Genomic DNA, 17,817 nt, shown 5'->3' with positions numbered 1-17,817 from the left:
ATGAAATTAAAGCTAACATCCGGGCAATTGTCATTATGGACGGGGCAGAAAATGAATCCCCATGTACCGCTGTACAACACGGCCTGTTCATACGATATCTTTGGGCCGATCAATACAAGCCTATTCAAAAAAGCTTTTCAACAGCTCTTGGACACTACGGATGCCTTTCAAATGCGATTTTCGGAGGAAAATGGCATTCCGTACCAGTTTGTAGAGGCTATTCCTGATTTTGAGCTAGAGATTCTCGATTTTTCAGAAAATTCCGAAAATGTGTCCATTTCGGGGTGGTTACTGCAGCGCAGCCAACAGAAATTGGACCTCTCCCATCAGGTTTTTGACACCGTACTGCTTAAAATCTCGGAAAATAGATATATCTGGTATCTTAACATGCATCACCTGGTCACCGATGGCGTTTCAAGAAAAATTGTATTCAAGAGAATGGCCGGCCTTTATACCGCTCTTTTGGCGGATGCATCGGCAGAACCTACTATCGAAAGTCCGACCTATGTGGCGTATGTCAACTCTGAATTGGAACGGACAACTGCCCAAAACGAAAAAACATATCATGAGTCCCCTATACGTACTTCCTCGAGAGAATTACCAGTTTTTTACGGGGTCAAACCCAAGACAAGGACTACAGAGGCCACTAGGGTTCCCATACCTCTAGGGCCCGAACGCTCCGAAAAATTAAAACGCCTATTCAAACATCCAGATATAAAAGGTTTTACCGAGCAGCAAACCTTGTTTACTATGTTGTCCGGTCTGCTTTTCATTTATATGTACCGGGTCAGTGGCCAAAAAAACCTGACCTTGGGCGCGCTATTACACAATCGGGTATCCCGTAAATTTCGCGATACGGTAGGCTATTTTTTGGAAATCTATCCCTTGGCCATGGAAATCGGGGAAAAAGATACATTTCGCACGCTTTTGCAACACGTTAGGCTTGAAAACAACGAGAGCCTGAAACATGCGCTACACGATTCGGCGGACAAAGAGACTAAAAGCGGTTTCAATGCGGTCTTGAATTTTATCCATACCAGTTTTCCCGATTTTAACGGCTTTAAGACCACTTCGGAATGGATTTATACCGGGCACATAGACAGCAACCATCAGATACGATGTCACGTTCTGGATTACGATCCCGATACGGAAATCCAACTCTTTTTTGATCTGAACCACGGTACATTCAGTCCTGAACTGATACATAAAGTACCCTATCACTTTCTCAATCTATTGGACGCCATGTTGGCCGATGTGGATATGGCTATCGATAAACCAAGTTTGCTACCATCGAAAGAAAGGCCACTTTTTTTCAAAGCGGACAGCGCGTTAAGTGAAACACCAAATAGCATCGTTGCGAGTTTTGAAAAAAATACGGCCGAGCATCCGAACGCGGTGGCTTTGCAATACAACAAAGAAACTTTCACCTACGCCGGCCTGAACAAAAAAGCCAATCAACTGGCCCATTATCTACAAAAAAAAGGTATAGGCGAAGAGGATAAGGTAGCCCTTTATTTCCACAGAAATTCCGAATATATCATCAGCGTTTTGGCGGTGTTAAAAACGGGCGCCGCTTTTATTCCCATCGCATCCGACCAAGCTGCCGATCGTATTGCCTATATGCTATCCGATTCCAGATGCACCCTGCTTATAACCGAAGAAGGTTTGCGGAAAAGGCTTAATTTGGATGGTATTTCCATACTGACACTATCCGAACAAAAAAATAGACTGTCCGAAGAACCAACCACGAATTTAGGGGTCGCGGCGAATCCTGACGCCCTCGCCTATGTACTGTATACTTCGGGTAGTACGGGCCGCCCAAAAGGAGTTTTGATACCCCATGCGGCCATTTCGAATTATTTGTATTGGGCCGGAAAACGGTATCAGATCGACAAAACCTCGGTATTTCCGTTATTCACTTCCATAGGTTTTGACCTCACATTGACTTCGACCTTGCTGCCGTTGCTAAATGGTGGACGGATCATTGTTTATCAAGAAAACCCAACAGGGCCCGATATGAGTCTTCTGGAAGTGGTAGAAGATAATTTGGTAAATGTCATTAAGCTGACGCCATCCCATTTGGCCTTGCTCCAAGGTCGTAATTTAAGTGCATCCCCTATACAAACAATGATAGTCGGCGGGGAAGATTTTAGGGTGCAGCTCGCAAAATCGATAGCATCCAACTTACCCAAAAATTTAAAAATCTATAACGAATATGGTCCCACCGAGGCGACTGTGGGCTGTATCGTCAGCGAGTTCGATGTCGAGCAACACACCGACATTTCCGTACCCATCGGAAAACCCATTGCCCATATGCAAGCCTTTGTTTTGGATAACCACTTAAACGCTGTTCCCAAAGGGGTCATCGGCGAACTTTACCTAAGTGGTAGAGGGCTGGCAAAAGGCTATGCCAATGCTGATGAAATGACCGCTTCTAAATTCGTGGACCATCCTTTTACCAAAGAATCCAAAATGTACCGAACTGGCGATCTGGCCCGAATAAATGCCGCGGGGGATTTTGAATATCTGGGTCGGATCGACGACCAGGTCAAACTCCGGGGACACCGTATCGAACTATCAGATATCGAGGCCAATTTGGCGGCACATCCCGAAATAGAAAATTGTACCGTGGTCGTGGTATCCGATAGAAAAACCGTTCCTGAAAACGAGGTGGTCAACTGTATCCAATGCGGACTCCCTTCCAACTATCCGGAAATCGAGTTTAACGAACAGGGCGTCTGCCAACTCTGCACCTCGTTCTCCAACTACGAGGATAAAGTAAAGCGCTATTTCAAGAACGATGACGAACTGGTACGGATATTAACCTCGAAGCGGGGCGAAAGTCCGAAGTACGACTGTATCTCTCTTTTGAGCGGCGGTAAGGACAGTACCTACGTTTTGGGGCGGCTTATCGATATGGGACTGAACGTTTTGGCCTTTACGATGGACAATGGCTACATCTCCGAACAGGCCAAGGCCAATGTCGACCGTATCGTAACTCAACTGGGCGTCGACCATGTGTACGGCGAAACCCCGCATATGAACGAAATTTTTGTCGATAGCCTGCACCGACATCACAACGTCTGCAACGGCTGTTTTAAGACCATTTATACCCTAAGCACCCAAATCGCGCTGAAAAAAGAGATTCCCTTTATCGTCACGGGACTTTCAAGGGGCCAATTCTTCGAGACCCGGTTGACCGAAGAGCTTTTTTGGGAGGATACTTTGGATACCACCAAAATAGACGATACCATTCTGGAGGCACGAAAAATCTATCACCGCGAATCCGACGCCGTACAAAGACTTTTGGATGTATCCGCGTTCGAGGATGATGCTGTTTTTGAAAAAGTACAATTCGTAGATTTTTACCGCTACAGCGATGTTAGCCTTGAAGAGCTATTGAATTATCTAAAGGATAAAATAGGATGGGTACGGCCGACCGATACCGGGCGTTCCACGAATTGCCTGATCAATCAGGTCGGCATCTATGTACATAAAAAGGAAGATGGCTATAGCAATTATGCTTTTCCCTATAGTTGGGATGTTCGGTTGGGCCATAAGACCCGAAATGAAAGTTTGGCGGAAATCAACGAAGTTATCGACGAAACCGAGGTCATGCGTATTATGGAAGAGATAGGCTATGAGAGATCGGAGGCCGACCGACAACCGACGGAAAAATTGGTAGCATACTTTACGGGAAATCCAGAGACTGCAGTGAAAGATCTACAGCAGTATCTTTCCGGCAAATTACCCGCTTACATGGTGCCCACCCTTTTCAAGCATATGGATGAAATGCCCTTGACCAAAAACGGCAAGGTCGATAAAAATGCGCTGGAGAACCTGAGTAGCGCACAATTGTCGATGGACACCCCCTACACCGCTCCGAGAAACGAGATCGAAGCACTGCTTGAAAGGGTTTGGAAAGAAGTATTGCAACTTAAAAAAGTGGGCGTACACGATGATTTTATCGCCTTGGGAGGGCATTCGCTGGCCGCCATCAGGGTCACGGCACGCATCAATGAGGAAATCGAGGTCGATTTTCCCCTGAACAAGATATTCGAACGGCCCACCATAGCCGAATATGCTACTTTTATCGAAGAAACTTTGACCGAACTGATGGAAAATAGCTAAACGGTGATCGCAAATCGTCCTACGCTTTCTTTGTGGAGCGCAAGGCTCTTGGCGCTGGCGCAGCGCTTACCATAAAAATATGAACAAACGACTAAAAAAAGGCTTGAAGCCGTTCGCGTTAAAATACATGGCACTGCTCATGGGCATCTGCTATTTGGCAAACCCCATTCACCATCAGATCCGTACGGTTTTTCATGAAATTTCACATCTTTTGGAAGCCCCCGAAACCGTCATTTCCCACCATTTACATACTACAGGCCATGATCATTATGCCCATGAAAAGGATGAACATAGTATGGTCTCCGCTGATCACCAGCACACTTTGCTCAATTTGATGGATTCCATTTTCGATGCATCCGATGAGCAAAATTCCGAAGACGATACGGCACTCCTCCTTATAAAATGTGATAAGCATATCAGCTCGTCACAGGTCATCCTACCAAAATTATTTTCCCTTACCACTTCCCAAGGCACCAATGCGGTAGAACAAAAAGTCAAAAAAGGCTTTTTGGTCCATCCCGAAGAACCACCACAGCGCGTTTCCGCTTAGAAGAAAGTACATCCCAAAAAAATAAACATCCAACGAAGCCTTTCAGAAATACGCTTTTCTGAACGGAAACTTCGGCATGGATACCCTTGAAATAATAACTAATATGAAAAAATATATACTCACAGTATTCACAATTATCGCCTGTAGCAGTCTCTACGCACACGAGCTTAACGGAACGGTGACCTCGGAAGACACTAAAGCGCTTGAAGGGGTCGGCGTTTTCAATAAAACGACAGGTGGATATACCTATACCAATGTATCCGGCTATTTTGAGCTCGATGATATTTCCGCCGGAGATATCATTCGATTCTATAGCCTCGGATACAAAACGCAAGAGTTGACGATTACAGAGGTCCAATTGGACGGCACCGCCAATATCACGATGGTAGAATCGGCAGTATCGCTGGATCAGGTCGTCTTGGTTTCCAAAGTAAACGCCTTGAGCAATTTTGTAAACGTCGACATCAAGACCAGTCCCGTAAAATCATCACAGGAAATTTTGCGGAAAGTCCCGGGATTGATCATTGGCCAACATGCCGGTGGCGGAAAGGCCGAACAGATATTTTTGCGCGGATTTGATATCGACCATGGTACCGATATCGCCATCAATGTTGACGGATTACCTGTAAACATGGTATCCCACGCCCACGGACAGGGCTATTCGGATATGCATTTTATCATTCCCGAAACCATCGACAATATCGATTTTGGAAAAGGTCCGTATTACGCACATAAAGGAAATTTCAATACCGCGGGATATATCGATCTTAGACTACGGAAACAAATTGATAAAAACTCCATATCATTGGAGGTGGGGCAGTTCAATAGTCTGCGTACCACGGGTATGTTCAAGATAGCCGAGAGCGATTATAGCAATGCCTATATTGCTTCCGAGCTTGTACTTTCGGACGGGCCGTTCGAAGCATCCCAGAATTTCAACCGTATTAATCTGATGGGGCGCTACAATTACAGCGATCGCATCGACCAAGACCTCACCCTTACCATGTCACATTTTCAAAGTAAGTGGGACGCATCGGGACAGATTCCCCAGCGAGCCATTGATCAGGGACTGATAACTAGGTTCGGTGCCATAGACGACACGGAGGGCGGTAAGACGAGCCGGTCGAACTTTTTGGTCAACCATACCAAACAACTCAACGCGCATTCAAGTGTCAAATCGAAGGCCTACATATCAAAATACGATTTCGAACTGTTCTCGAACTTTACTTTCTTTTTGGAAGATCCCGTAAACGGCGATCAAATACGCCAATATGAAGATCGTACCATCATCGGTGCGGAAACAGTCTATGAACATTCGATCCATGTAGGCGACCACGACTCCCAATTCAAATACGAGGCCGGTATTGGTTTCAGGTATGACGATGTGAATGATGTACAACTTTCCCGCACCGCCAACCGTCAGACCTTATTGGAACGCTTGGCCTATGGAAACGTTGACGAGGTTAACGGGTATGGCTTTTTCGACCTGACCTATAAAAAGGACAAATGGACCATCAACCCTGGACTGCGACTTGACTATTTCAAGTTCGATTACGTCAATCTGCTATCGGAAACCTATGACGATAAAAGTCAGGACAAACTATTTCTGGGACCCAAACTAAACGTGATCTACGCGCCTGGTCCTAACGTTCAGCTATACGCCAAATCAGGCATTGGTTTCCATTCCAACGATACAAGAGTCGTCATTGCGGACACCGGTGAAGATATTTTACCGCTTGCTTTTGGTGCGGATTTGGGTACGCTACTGAAACCTATGGACAGATTGGCAATCAATGCGGCATTGTGGACGCTCTTTTTGCAACAGGAATTTGTCTACGTGGGTGATGCGGGCATTGTTGAACCCAGCGGAAAAACGCAACGCTATGGTGTAGACTTTGGCTTGCGCTATCAACTGGCCGATGGACTGTATGCTAACGCGGACATCAACTACACCCATGCCAGAAGCACAGAAAATCCTGCAGGAGAAAACTATATTCCCCTTGCGCCCGATCTGACTTCCTCCGCGGGACTATCTTTCCGTGACATCCATAATTTTTCGGGCGGTATCAGCTACCGTTATGTCGATGACCGGCCAGCCAACGAAGATAATTCGATCGTTGCGGAGGGCTATTTCGTAACCGACCTAAACCTCAACTATTCCATCAAAAATTGGACCTTGGGCCTTATCGTCGAAAACCTCTTCGACACCGAGTGGAACGAGACCCAGTTTGCAACGGAAAGCCGTTTGTTCAACGAGCCACAATCGGTGGAAGAAATCCATTTTACACCCGGTTCCCCTTTCTATTTACGAGGGAAGCTATCAGTGACATTTTAAGCGTTTCGAATTTTAAGTAGTGAGGCAGGATATCCAAGTACTTGGGTGTCCTGCTTTATTTTGTATTAGGTCTTGTAACCTTACATCCTTTAGTCTTACATCTTTTTAAACTACCTTTGCCGCTTATTTGCAACTATGACATTTAAAGATCTAGGGTTGGCCGAGCCCATTTTAAAAGCGGTCGAACAAGAAGGATACACTAACCCGACCCCGATACAAGAAAAGGCAATTCCCATTTTACTAAAAAGAAAAGACCTTCTAGGTGTAGCGCAGACGGGCACGGGGAAAACTGCCGCTTTCGGTATTCCTATTCTCCATCATCTGTACAATGCACAAAATGGACAGCCCGGTAAACGACGGATAAAAGCATTGGTAGTCACCCCTACCCGTGAACTCGCTATACAAATCGGAGAAAGTTTTAACGCATATGGCCGTTTCACGGGCCTCAAAACCACCGTCATTTTCGGTGGCGTAAAGCAAGGCAGCCAGACACGGGCCCTGCAAAGTGGTGTAGATATTTTGGTCGCCACCCCCGGAAGGCTACTTGACCTTATGAATCAGGGCTTTATTTCGTTTCGGGACTTAGAATTCGCCGTACTGGATGAGGCCGATCAGATGTTGGACATGGGCTTTATACATGACATCAAAAAAATCATTGCCAAACTGCCGCCCAAACGGCAGTCCCTTTTCTTTTCGGCCACCATGCCGAAATCCATCGTAGACCTATCCCGAAAAATATTGGGCGATTTTGAGCAGGTGACCATCAAGCCCGAACAGGCCACAGCGGAAAAAGTGGAACAAGGCGTTTATTTCGTCAGCAAACAGAACAAGCCAAAACTATTGGCGCATATTGTAAAGGAAAAGCCAGACGATTCCGTTTTGGTATTTTCCCGAACCAAGCACGGCGCCAACAAAATCGTCAAAAAATTGGCACAGGCCGATATCCGTTCCGCCGCCATTCACGGTAACAAGTCCCAAGCCGCTCGTCAAAAAGCGTTGGGTGCTTTTAAAGAAGGCAAGCTGAGGATATTGATAGCCACCGATATCGCCGCGCGTGGCATCGATGTGGAAGAGTTGAACCTAGTCATAAATTATGACCTGCCGAACGTTTCCGAAACTTACGTACACCGAATTGGGCGAACGGGTCGTGCGGACGCCAGTGGAATCGCACTATCTTTTTGCGATAAAGAGGAAAGGCCATACCTTAGGGATATCGAAAAACTGATAAAACAAGAGGTGCCCCGTATGCCCGAACATCAGTTCGTTGATGCGGATGACGACTCGGAAACCCATACGGAACAACCACGACGAAAACCGAATCCCGACCGTAACCGATCCAGAAACCGGAACCGTTCGGGCAGTTCTAAATATCGTGGCGGGGCCAACAAAAACCGCAGCGGAAACACCAGTAATAGGTCACGGGGCAGGGACTAATGCGATAACATAGAAATGTTTCAGACTATCGGAATACGCCTGTATAGGAGTTCTTTGTACGATCAATCTACTTAATGGACTGATTTTTCGGTCGATCTCCAAAGGGGCATCCGCGACCACATCCAGTTTTGAGATGTTGACCAAATAGGGCCGGTGTGTATCAACGTACCATTCTAATCAATTGGGCGATATAGACATATTTCAAATCCCTATTCGCTATGCCCTCCTGCATCAACTTGGTTTTAGCGGGAGTTGCACCCTCGCTGAAATCAATGTTTTGATTTAGGGCCTGCGTATAGTCCTTGAACATACTAATCGTCATGTGGGAGGCATACGTGTCACTTCCTATAGGGTTCATAAACCGAATCAATCCCCAGTTCATCTTTTCACCAGCATCGACTGCTTTTTGATGCAAAGGCTGAAAGACTTCTACCTCTGCTTTTTCATAGGCTCCATAGTTCTCAAGCGATACTTTCATCATATCTATCTCAGCTACTGTTCCTAAAACCATTTCGGCCGCCGAGGATCCCGTAGTCGTTGCGATTTCTTGGGCATAAATCCTCACCGCCAAATCCCTGGTCTTTGATGAACCGTTAATTTTGGCCAGAAGGTCGGCTTCAGTCATATTTGGATAGGCCGCTTTCACCCTGTCCTCCAAAGAGCTCCAGCTACTGCCGTCCATCATTTTTACCGGATCGTTGTACAGTGACACCGTTACGTATTGAAAATCTTGCATTTCACCGCCTGGCTGCAACGACCACAAATCCCATCCTAAGATGTCTCCCGCTTTAACACGTTGTTCCTGAATTTTTTCCCAAAACGATTCCGTCTCGCTATACGCTGCTTCTTGTTCATTATCCACTTTCATAAATTCAAAAACCAGATATAATTTTTCTTGTGCATGGGCCGTAAAACCAAGCACCATCAATACGGTAATAATCACTAATTTTTTCATGTTAATTTGTTTTATCGGTTAAAATAAACGGGGGTTTCCCCAAATCATTTTCGATTTTAAAAATTTCATTCCTATAAACAAAGTGAAGTAGGACGAATACCTGCTTTTATTGTCCTAAGTTGAGCTTTAAGTTACCGGAGGAAGTATGGAATAGATTGTATTCTAGATGGTCTGAATACGGGCCATCAAAAGTTCTTTTTGCGACTTGCTCAAGGGAATTACCTTTCGTTTGATCTCTAAATGGTGCTCGGCCACCACATCAAGTTTTGAGATGTTGACCATAAAAGAACGGTGTACACGTATAAAGACCGTTTTTGGCAGTTTCTCCTCCATGGTCTTCAATGTACTGGACAACAAGTAGTTGCCCGAATCAGTAATTAAGGTACAGTAATTTCGGTCCGCTTCGATGTACAAGATATCGGCAAGTAATAGTTTCTCCATCTTTCCGTTATGTCTGACGAAAATACGATCGTTCATGACTTCCATCTCGAGAACGGGATGTTGGGCAACGCTGTTTCCCTTTAGCTGTTCTACAACCAAAGCAATGGTGCGCTGCAGATTCAATTTGTTGAAGGGTTTGGTGATAAAAGCCTTCGGATGGGTCTTCTTTGCCGCAGAAAAGGTGGCATCGTCGCTGTTGGCCGTCAAATAGATTATGGGAATATCCATTTTTTCTTGGATGGCCGCAACGGTGGCAATGCCGTTCAATTCACCTTTCAGGTTGATGTCCATCAAGATAATATCCGGTATAGTGGATAGGGCATGGGACAAAGCTTCCTCACCCCGCGATTCAATACCTGTTACCTCATAGCCCAATTGGCTCAGTTGCAATGACAGGTTAGCCCCGATGATCATATCGTCTTCAACTATCAATATACGTGCGGTACGCTCCATGATTATGCCGCTTTTTTGGATTGAAATTGAATGGATACCGAGGTACCTTGATGGGTATTGAGCACCATTTTTCCGTCTAACTGTTTGGTCAATAGTTCAATGAGCTGAATCCCGAAACCGCTAGGCTGTCCTTCGTTTTTCAAGACCATTCCCACACCATCATCGATAACCTCTAACTGCAGTCTGCTTGCAGATTTTTTAAGACGGATGCTGACCTTCCCTTTCCTTTTATTTGGAAAAGCATATTTTAACGAGTTCGTCAATAATTCATTGACAATAAGACCAATGGGGATGGCCATATCCACATCAACTTCGCACGCGTCCATGGCAATAGCGATGGAAATACGATTTTCCATCCCATAGGCATCGACAATATAATCGGCCAAGTTCTGAAAATAATCCTTCATCTCGATGGCCGCCAAATTCTTGCCCATATATAATTTTTGATGGATCATGCCCATACTTTGTACCCGGTGCTGGCTTTCGGTCATTGCGTTCAGCACGTTGGTATCCTTGATCTGTGCGGACTGCAGCGACAACAGGCTTGAAACGATTTCGAGGTTATTCTTGACCCGATGGTGTATCTCCTTCAATAGGAACTCCTTTTCTTCATTCTGTTTTTGGAGCATCCTGTTCTTTTTTCTGTTATTCGAAATAGCCTTGTAGGCCAAAAGTAGCAACAGAAACAACAGCACGGCAATAATGACAATCAGTGTCTCTCTTGCCTTTTGCTTTTTTATCAAGTCTTCCTGAAGGGATATGGTACCCTCTTTATCGGCCACCTCAAACTCGGTGCGGAGCAATGAGGTGCGCTGATCTGCTTCCGCGGTAAAAATGCGGGTTTTCAAGGTATCGTATTCTGCGAAGGCCTGATAGGCCTTTTGGTACTCGTGATTGCCGGCATAGGCTTTTCCCAAAGCGTCGTAAGCCTGACTTAGATAATATTCATCACCAAAATCAGTGGTGGCGATATGGATGCATTTCAGTAAACTTTCAATTCCGGAGTCGTATAGCCCCTGTAAGTTCCTTAATTTTCCGATAGACAGCCATGAACGCATGACCATAAAATTGTTTTCCAGAAGTTCGGCATATTTGATGGCGTTGAGGCCTGCCTCGTCCGCTTTGTTGAACTCGCCCAGAAAAGCGTAAAGGTCGACCAACGAAATATAGACATCGCTCAAGTTGTTATAAAACCCATAGCGCTCACCGATGACCATCGCGAGTTCGTAATATTTCTGTGCGTTTTGATAGTCCTTTAAAGCCAAATAATTGTTTCCGACGACGTAGAGTGTAAAATCGTAATCGAGGTCGGTAATGCCCCTTTCCTCAAAAATGGCCAACGATTTGAGTCCATATTTAAGTCCCGTATCGAATTTAGACTGCTTCCAGAATAAATTACTTAAATCACTATAGGCCATCGCAATGGCTTTCATATCGCCTAATTTTTTTCCTATTTCAAGGGATTCCAACGCATAATCCGTCGCTTTGCCCAACTGGCCCCTGCGTTCGTACACATAGCCAAGCTGGGTATTCAAAAAGGCAAGGTCGTTTTCACAGACTTTATTATAGGCTTCCTGAAGAACGGTCTGGGCGCTGTCCAGTTTTTCCATCCGAAGCAGAATCGCGCCTTGGGTAATCTGAAACCTTCCTTCCCAAAGCGTATTTTTTTTGCGGCCGGTCAACTGCAATCCCTTTTCTGTAAAATCCATTGCCACCTTTAAATTACGGGTGTGCCAGTAGTACGCCAGGTCGTTAAGCATGGAAAATTGAATGGAATCTGGTTTTGCATTGGGATAGGCTTTTTCAAGCTGATCCAAGTACGAAGGCCCAAAATTATCGGTCTTCACAAACACCTTTTTGTAGGGGTTTTCGCTGTTGAGGTCGATAAATTGGGCAAAGGTGGGGTAGCTGTTCAGAAGAGAAAAGACAACAACACTAAGAGATTTTATAAAAAAACTTCCCATTTCTTGGTTTGGTCGTTAACCTGGGGGAAAATAGGGCTGGTTAAATATACATATTTATCGCTACAAATGGTTCGATAAATGAAAATAGGTGTTCGGACAAGAAATAGATGCGTTCATCCTCCCGCGTATTCCAAATCGGTAAAGATTCATTTTATTAGCTGTGCATTCAGATTGTCGTACGAATCCGATGCGATTTAAATCGGGTGCCATGAAGAAATCGATTTTATTATCCATCGTGGTCTTTTTGCTTTTAATGGTCTGTTGTGCAGACCCTAAGCGAAAAAAAACCGACGAAGCCCATGCCACGACGACCGAAAATCGCCTAAAAACGGCCAGTGAAACCTATTTGAGGGCGTGGAGCGAGAAGGATACAGTTTTGATAGAGGCGATGGCGGTGCCGAATATGGTTCGGAACGTCAACGGAAAGATGGTCTCGAGCAATCCATCGGGACTCGCGGAGACCTTAAAATACCTAAACACGGCCATTCCCGATTTCAAGGTAAGCGCCCGCGAAATAACAATATTAGGGAACAAAAGTTATATCAGCTGGACCTGCACAGGAACCCTTACAGGAATGTTGGGCACTGTTCCACCGACCGGTAAAAAAAGTAGTACAGAGGGCTTTAGCATCCTAACTTTTGACGATCAGGGAAGGCTTTTGAGCGAAAGCGCCTATTATGACCTATTGGGCATATTGCAAGAATGGGGCTTTACGGTGACGCCGCCGGTTATGGAGTAGGCGGCTTTCAGTGAACAGCCCGAAATTTCGGGAGTAACCAGTAGTTACCAAAAAAAGGTTCTTTGGCATTCGAAAAACTTATAAACCTTTTTTCAACTTGAACTTGAATACCAACTGCTAAATACAAATAGAAATGAGAACTCTAAAAATGACCCTGTTTCTTTTCAGTACACTTTTATTATTTCCGATGTTGGCCAATGCTCAAACTTCAGACGTTGGTGTTACTCTGGAATTCGACAATGCAGCATCCGCCCTCGAACTTGTTCAAAATTATGTAAAAGCCCTGCAAGAGGGAGATGTGAATACCATGAACGCCCAACTGGCCGATAACGCCATGGTATATGGCCTGGGAGGCGGTATGGACTCACTAAATGTTGTAGAACATAAAGCATATTACCTCAATAGTACTTCCAACTATAACCATGTAATAACCCAAGATCTTTATTTGCCCGTAAAGGTGACCAAGAATTGGAACGAAGGGGAATGGGTCTTAGCGTGGGGCACCAATACCATTACCAATAAAAAGACCGGAAAGACCACAACAATCCCTTATCACACTGCCAACCTGATACAAAATGGCAAAGTAATCATGATACGCTATTTCTATGATGTGCTTAATGTGTTGAAAACCCAAGGGTATCCTATTCCGGCGCCTAAAGAATAACGTCTTTTGGGAAAAGAAGAGGTTGATAGCCTTCGATGGGCTATTCAACTTGAAAGTAATTTTTGAATGGTATAAATAACAAACAGGCAGGCCAGCAGTTTTGGGGGAAACTGAATGGTAGAACTTAAATTTAGGTTTATTTGAATTAGCATTTTATAGACCAAAATCAATCTGATCAACGCCATTATCGGACCTGCCTGTTTTAAAAATAGTTCAAATTGAATACGACAGCATATGAATACAATTGCAACGGAGTATCCATTCACTTGTTGTCATTCAATACACTATGATTAACACTAAAATTATTAACACTAAAACCAAATTAAAATGAAAACTAAGAACACCCTTTTCGCTCTCGCTTTTATCTGTATTACGGCCGTTTTCGGCCAAAAGAAAACCAACGGAAAAATCTATATGGAACACCCGGCCATAAACGTCGTGGAAGACTTCGTCAAAGCTTCCGTAGCAGGCGACACGACTAAATTGGCGAGTTACATGGCGGAGGATTTTAAAGCATATAACGGAACGTCGGACGACCCTATGGGGCAAAGTAGCGACCGAGCGGCATTTTTTAATTCTGTGATGCTCTATCACGATCAGCTAGATTACTTTTCCATCGAGCCGCTTCCAGGCTCCTATCCCGATGCGCTCGAGTACAAGGACGATCAACAGAATGACGGCACCACCGTCTTGACTTGGAACCAGATTAAAGGAGTCCATAAAACCACGGGGGTAAAGATTGATGCAGCGGCGCACCGTCAATATGAATTGAACAAGGACAATAAAATCTTTAGGATTATTAGCTACAGCAATGGCCGTGTTCTGGATGAAATCGGTAACAGCTTTTCGGACCGCACCAATGGCAGCATCTACAACCACCACGAGAACATCAACACCGTTAGAAAAATGATCTATGCCTTTGAAAACGGCGATTTGGAGAAAGCCTACAGCTTTTATGATGATAAAGCCCGTTTTGGCGACCTGAACTCGTTTAAGACTCGAGGAATTTCTTTGACCGACCAAAAAGAGCTCGACAAAAAAATGTTCGAACAATTTGAAATCGAAAATATCGAGATGTCGGGCTATCCCGATTATCTGGAATATGAGATGGATAACGGACGTGTTGTACAATCGTGGTGGAATTTGCACTTGATCCGCAAATCGGATAAAATGGCCATCGAACTCCCCGTTTTTTATATCAATGATTTTAATGAAGAAGGAAAGATTGTCCGTGAGGCCGCTTATTATAACGAGAAACTGTTAGAGCAGCCAGCAACAGTAGCCAGCAAGTAAGTATTAAATACTAACCAATCAACCGCCTTGGGCGGGAGATACAATTTAAATCATAATGAAAAAAGTAATTTTTTTACTGCTTTTACTGCCATTAATGGCAGTATCACAAAGCGATAACGAGTACATGATTTTTGAAACCGCAAGGCTAACACCCAACCCGACCCAAATAGCCCAGTTTGAGAAAGGTTTGATGGAGCACAACAAAAAATTCCATGGGGACGGGCCTTACGGCGCTAGGATTTATTGGATAAGCAGCGGACCAAACACCGGTAGTTATCATTGGAGCATGGGACCACTTCCGTGGAGTGCCCTAGATGGCCGCCCCGGAAAAGAAAATGGCCATGACGCCGATTGGGACACCAATGTACTGGCATACGTTACTCCTGAAAGCGGTGCTACAAGCTATTGGAAAAATGAAACGGACCTAAGCCGCTTTTCCAAGGATTTCACTATCAATAAAATGCTGGTCGACTATTATGACATTACAAGGGGCAAAGGCAAAGAAGCAATGGCTTTGGTGGAGAAAGTAAAAAAGGTATACGCCGAAAAAATGCCCGATGAAACGTTTGGTGTCTATTCGAATGAGTTGGGCAGCACCAAAGAAGGACGAGACCTTGCAGTCATCTCCTTTTTTGACAAATTGGCCTGGATCGGTCAGGACAACGGATTTCCGGCGAAATACGATGAGGTTCACGGAACGGGAGGTTTTGAACAATTTCTCAAAGACTGGTATGCCGTTACCGAAGGTGGTGAATCCGAACTATGGATGTACCGTGCCGATTTGAGCGGCATTAGCGGAGATGTAAAAGTTGCCGACCGGCAATAAAAGTTCAATTTGATATAGGGATATTATGATAATCTATTGGGCGAACAACAGAACGGAATTTTGAAAGCGGTATCAACAATTGTATTATCAAATTATATAGGCCGAAAATTTTTAAATCGTGTATAACCTAATCCTATTATTATGAAAACAACAATTGATTGCGGGGGCAATTTATGAAAACAATGCTGCTTTTTGTTTTTATTCTTAGTTTCAAATTAAATGCCCAAGATGAAGAAAACAAGGGCATAAGTATGTATCAGTACAGACATGTACCGTCCGATCAGATGGAGGAATTCATTTCTAGGGAAACCAAGTATTGGAGCAAAGTTGCAGAAAATGCGATAACCAAAGGCAACCTGACATTTTGGGGATTGTTCCAGAAAGTGGGTGGGTTTGACGAGCCTAACTCTCCCAATATCTTGTTCATCAATACCTATAATGACATCGACGCAGGCGAGAGCATCTGGGATCCCTCCGAAGTTTGGCCTGATGTGTCTATGGATAAAATGGATACCTTTTCGATGGGTGAGGTAATGCATACCCTCTTCGTAAAACCGGCAGTCTGGGTAGAAGCAAAGAATGCGGTACCGGAAAACGATTTTAAATTTATTAAAATTATTTACCATATCACCTCTAATCCAAATAATTTGATCGCGCTCGAAGACCAATACTGGACCCCCTTTATCCAATCGGCAATGGATAGTGGTAAAACCAAACAGAAGGCCTGGGGAAATGCGATCATACTGTCCCCTTCCGGGCCTGAAATGAACGCCAACACGATTTCTTTGGATGTCTATGCTAGCTTAAAAGAAGCATTAGATCCCACATGGGACCAGAGTACGGTATTTCCTCAAGACGGCCTAACCGAAATTGGGGCACTGGAAACGGACCAGCGGACCAGCTTTGTCTATAGACGCATAAAAGTGGTAAGCCCACGGGAGCAGTAACATTGATTCATAACATGAACACAGAAATCATGAAAAAAGGTATTCTATTGGCACTGGCAACAGTTCTTTTTACGGCTTGCCAAGAAAAGGCAGCAACGCGCTACACGCAGCAATCCCCGGAAATTGAAACGGTAAAGAATTTAATCAAAAACTATAACAACAAGGTATATGAGACTTCGGTATTTGCCGATACTTCAAAAACCTATTTTAACACTAAAGACAATCCTATACTTTCCAGCAAGGCCGTTGACTACCATAAAGCGAATGACGCCAATTATGCCAGTAGGGGATTTTTACCAGAGGACCAAGAATACGAGATGGTGGTCACCGATGACGGGGAAACCTGGGTAAATTGTTGGTTGGACTGGAAAGGAACCCTGGCCACGAACAACAAGGAAATAACCTTCCCCGTTCACCTGACCTACCAGTTTGTCGATGGCAAAATAGTTAGGGAGGTTGGTTTATGGGATCCCACCGAGGTAGTATTGGCCCTTCAGGAAATAGAGGCCAAGAATAATAGGTCCGCAGATGAAAAAGCAATTCAAACCACTATTGATAATGTTACGAATGCTTGGAACACGAATGATAAAGATTTGATGTATGCGAATATGATTGGCAATATCATCAGAACTGCAAATGGCGCTGTCATTGCCAAGAAACAATCTGAATATGGTGATTTTATGGATATCTACCATGGTGCCTTCCCAGATTTTAAAGTAACCTTGGATAATATGAAAATAGATGGTAATACGGCATACCTAAACTGGACTTGCACCGGTACAAATAAAGGGGAATTCATGGGAAATGCGCCGACCGATAAAAAAATAGAGACCCATGGTTTTAGCATTTGGAAATTTGGTCCCGAAGGTAAGGCCAGTCGGGAAGATGCCTTTTATGACAATCTTGTAGTGTATCAACAGTTGGGGTATTCAATGCCTACGCCAAAAGAATAAGGTTTCAAACCAAACCTGACAGGCCAATCCATCTAACGTTTCGGGGGAAAAACAAGATGGGTTCCTGTTGGGTTTTTTTTATAAAAAAATCATAGATCTTAAATTATAGGAAAGGACTCCAAAAATTAAGGA

At 44.4% G+C, this 17,817-nt stretch carries 13 protein-coding genes; 10 read left to right on the top strand and 3 right to left on the bottom strand.

Annotation, left to right across the window (positions count from 1 at the left end; genetic code table 11):
• From BLT07_RS15140 to BLT07_RS15125, 4 genes are all read left to right on the top strand, one after another.
• A complete protein-coding gene (locus BLT07_RS15140) occupies positions 1 to 4,131 on the top strand; it encodes a non-ribosomal peptide synthetase (protein WP_091870771.1) in 4,131 nt (1,376 codons plus the stop codon).
• 79 nt (positions 4,132 to 4,210) lie between these two features.
• Positions 4,211 to 4,681, top strand: coding sequence for a hypothetical protein (locus BLT07_RS15135; RefSeq protein WP_091870766.1), 471 nt, complete (start codon positions 4,211 to 4,213; stop codon positions 4,679 to 4,681).
• Between the two features lie 103 nt (positions 4,682 to 4,784).
• The gene (locus BLT07_RS15130) at positions 4,785 to 7,016 is read left to right on the top strand and encodes a TonB-dependent receptor (protein WP_091870763.1); all 2,232 of its coding nucleotides are present in this window, start codon (positions 4,785 to 4,787) and stop codon (positions 7,014 to 7,016) included.
• Between the two features lie 135 nt (positions 7,017 to 7,151).
• A complete protein-coding gene (locus BLT07_RS15125; RefSeq protein WP_091870758.1) occupies positions 7,152 to 8,450 on the top strand; it encodes a DEAD/DEAH box helicase in 1,299 nt (432 codons plus the stop codon).
• Between the two features lie 160 nt (positions 8,451 to 8,610).
• Here the strand turns inward: BLT07_RS15125 and BLT07_RS15120 are convergent, their stop codons facing one another.
• The 3 genes from BLT07_RS15120 to BLT07_RS15110 form a co-directional block, all read right to left on the bottom strand.
• Positions 8,611 to 9,405: a hypothetical protein gene (locus BLT07_RS15120; RefSeq protein WP_091870753.1), complete on the bottom strand. Its 795-nt coding sequence runs from the start codon at positions 9,403 to 9,405 to the stop codon at positions 8,611 to 8,613.
• Positions 9,406 to 9,567: 162 nt separating this feature from the next.
• Entirely contained in the window at positions 9,568 to 10,299 is a 732-nt protein-coding gene (locus tag BLT07_RS15115; protein WP_091870749.1) for a LytR/AlgR family response regulator transcription factor, read from the bottom strand.
• 2 nt (positions 10,300 to 10,301) lie between these two features.
• Positions 10,302 to 12,263: a histidine kinase dimerization/phosphoacceptor domain -containing protein gene (locus tag BLT07_RS15110; RefSeq protein WP_091870745.1), complete on the bottom strand. Its 1,962-nt coding sequence runs from the start codon at positions 12,261 to 12,263 to the stop codon at positions 10,302 to 10,304.
• Between the two features lie 208 nt (positions 12,264 to 12,471).
• Between BLT07_RS15110 and BLT07_RS15105 the strand changes: the two genes are divergently transcribed.
• The 6 genes from BLT07_RS15105 (at position 12,472) to BLT07_RS15080 (ending at position 17,685) form a co-directional block, all read left to right on the top strand.
• Positions 12,472 to 13,002 carry an ester cyclase gene (locus BLT07_RS15105; protein WP_175455344.1) on the top strand — a complete coding sequence of 177 codons (531 nt, stop codon included), beginning with the start codon at positions 12,472 to 12,474 and terminating at the stop codon, positions 13,000 to 13,002.
• 133 nt (positions 13,003 to 13,135) lie between these two features.
• Positions 13,136 to 13,666: a hypothetical protein gene (locus tag BLT07_RS15100; RefSeq protein ID WP_091870738.1), complete on the top strand. Its 531-nt coding sequence runs from the start codon at positions 13,136 to 13,138 to the stop codon at positions 13,664 to 13,666.
• Between the two features lie 327 nt (positions 13,667 to 13,993).
• On the top strand, positions 13,994 to 14,959 hold the full coding sequence (locus BLT07_RS15095) for a nuclear transport factor 2-like protein (protein WP_091870733.1): 966 nt from the start codon (positions 13,994 to 13,996) through the stop codon (positions 14,957 to 14,959).
• Between the two features lie 55 nt (positions 14,960 to 15,014).
• The gene (locus tag BLT07_RS15090; protein ID WP_245726569.1) at positions 15,015 to 15,785 is read left to right on the top strand and encodes a hypothetical protein; all 771 of its coding nucleotides are present in this window, start codon (positions 15,015 to 15,017) and stop codon (positions 15,783 to 15,785) included.
• 173 nt (positions 15,786 to 15,958) lie between these two features.
• A complete protein-coding gene (locus tag BLT07_RS15085; RefSeq protein WP_091870728.1) occupies positions 15,959 to 16,732 on the top strand; it encodes a hypothetical protein in 774 nt (257 codons plus the stop codon).
• Positions 16,733 to 16,746: 14 nt separating this feature from the next.
• A complete protein-coding gene (locus BLT07_RS15080; protein ID WP_091870723.1) occupies positions 16,747 to 17,685 on the top strand; it encodes an ester cyclase in 939 nt (312 codons plus the stop codon).
• Positions 17,686 to 17,817 lie beyond the last annotated feature (132 nt).

Source organism: Pricia antarctica (assembly GCF_900101815.1).
In the GTDB taxonomy this organism is placed as follows: domain Bacteria; phylum Bacteroidota; class Bacteroidia; order Flavobacteriales; family Flavobacteriaceae; genus Pricia; species Pricia antarctica.
Note: the sequence above shows the minus strand (reverse complement) of the source record. Positions and strands in the feature narration are given on the sequence as shown.